This is a genomic window from Streptomyces sp. NPDC059853, from assembly GCF_042731495.1.
In the GTDB taxonomy this organism is placed as follows: Bacteria; Actinomycetota; Actinomycetes; order Streptomycetales; family Streptomycetaceae; genus Streptomyces.
In genome coordinates this window covers 4,044-6,075 of record NZ_JBHWJL010000304.1, presented here as the reverse complement: position 1 = coordinate 6,075, position 2,032 = coordinate 4,044, and the positions used below count along the sequence as shown (strand labels likewise).

2 protein-coding genes are annotated in these 2,032 nt (G+C 74.6%); both read right to left on the bottom strand.

The genetic code is table 11. The annotated features are described in order from the left end of the window. On the bottom strand, positions 1 to 1,447 hold a 1,447-nt coding region (purH, locus tag ACFV5N_RS23360), incomplete at its 3' end, for a bifunctional phosphoribosylaminoimidazolecarboxamide formyltransferase/IMP cyclohydrolase (protein WP_385603173.1). Next, positions 1,444 to 2,032, bottom strand: a 589-nt coding sequence (purN, locus tag ACFV5N_RS23355) for a phosphoribosylglycinamide formyltransferase (RefSeq protein ID WP_385603171.1), incomplete at its 5' end; no start/stop codon positions are given. The genes purH and purN, both read right to left, overlap by 4 nt.

Genomic DNA, 2,032 nt, shown 5'->3' with positions numbered 1-2,032 from the left:
CCTGGAGACCGTCCGCGAACGGGAAGAACGCGTCCGAGGCCGCGTACGCGCCCGCCGCCCGCTCCGCGCCCGCCCGCTGCACCGCCAGCCGCGCCGAGTCCACCCGGTTCACCTGGCCCATCCCGACGCCCACCGTGGCGCCGTCCTTGGCCAGCAGGATCGCGTTCGACTTCACCGCGCGCGAGGCCCGCCACGCGAACGCCAGCTCGGCCAGCTCCGCCTCGCCCAGCGCCTCGCCCGCCACCAGCGTCCAGTTCGCCGGGTCGTCCCCGTCCGCCTGGAGCCGGTCCGCGACCTGGAGCAGCGTCCCGCCCTCCAGCGGCCGGTACTCCACCGCGCCCACGCCCGCCGGGGCGCCCGGAGCGCGCAGCACCCGGATGTTCTTCTTCCGGGCCAGGACGTCGACGGCGCCCTCCTCGTACCCGGGCGCCACGATCACCTCGGTGAAGATCTCCGCGACCTGCTCGGCCAGCGCCACCGACACCGGGCGGTTGACCGCGATCACCCCGCCGTACGCCGACAGCGGGTCGCAGGCGTGCGCCTTGCGGTGCGCCTCGGCCACATCGGCGCCGACCGCGATCCCGCACGGGTTGCTGTGCTTGATGATCGCCACCGCCGGCGCCTCGTGGTCGTACGCGGCGCGGCGGGCGGCCTCGGCGTCGATGTAGTTGTTGTAGCTCATCTCCTTGCCGTGCAGCTGCTCGGCGGCCGGCAGGCCGGTGCCCGAGCCGTCCGCGTACAGCGCCGCCCCCTGGTGCGGGTTCTCGCCGTACCGCAGCACGCCCTGCCGGGTGAAGGTGAGCGAGGTGGTGGCCGGGAACGCCTCGGTGGCGCCCGCCTCCTCGTTCTGCGCCGCGAACCAGCCCGCCACCGCCGCGTCGTACTCGGCGGTGTGCGCGAACGCCTCCGCCGCCAGCCGGCGCCGCTGCGGCAGCGTGAACCCGCCCTCGGCGACGGCCGCCAGCGCGTCCCCGTACCGGTCCGGGTTGACGACCACGGCCACCGACGGGTGGTTCTTGGCCGCGCCGCGCACCATCGACGGGCCGCCGATGTCGATCAGCTCCACGCACTCGTCGAAGGAGGCGCCGGAGGCGACCGTCTCCGAGAACGGGTAGAGGTTCACCACGACCAGGTCGAACGCCTCGATCTGCAGCTCCGACAGCTGCTGCCGGTGCTCGGGGCGGCGCAGGTCGGCGAGGATCCCGGCGTGCACGCGCGGGTGCAGGGTCTTGACCCGGCCGTCCAGCATCTCGGGGAAGTTGGTGATCTCCTCGACCGGGGTCACCGGCACCCCGGCGGCGGCGATCGTCTTGGCGGTGGAGCCGGTGGAGACGAGCGCCACCCCGGCCGCGTGCAGACCGCGGGCCAGCTCCTCCAGACCGGTCTTGTCGTACACGCTGACCAGGGCCCGGCGGACCGGGCGCTTCGTACCTTCTTCGGAGGTCACGGGATGGAAACCTTTCGTCCCTCGATGCGGTATCCCTCGCGGGCCAGCCGGCCCACGGCGTCGACGAGCAGCGAGCGCTCGACTTCCTTGATCCGCTCGTGGAGCGACGCCTCGTCGTCCTCCTCGCGGATGTCCACCGCCCCCTGGGCGATGATCGGGCCGGTGTCCACCCCGGCGTCCACGAAGTGCACCGTGCAGCCGGTCACCTTGACGCCGTGGGCGAGCGCGTCCCGTACCCCGTGGGCACCGGGGAAGCTCGGCAGCAGCGCGGGATGGGTATTGATGAATCGCCCGCCGAACCGGGCGAGGAATGCGGGGCCCACGATCTTCATGAAACCGGCCGAGACGACGAGATCGGGCTCGTACGCGGCCACCTCCTCGGCGAGGGCGCGGTCCCAGTCGGCGCGGGTGGCGAAGTCGCCGACGCGCCGCACGAAGGCGGGCACCCCGGCCCGTTCGGCCCGGCGCAGTCCCTCGATGCCGTCGCGGGGGGGGCCGCGCGGGGCCCCCGGCGCGCCCGACCAGCGCGGGCCGCGGGCGGGGTGGGGCTCCCGCAGCGCCGGGGGGTGGGTGGCCGGGCCGGAG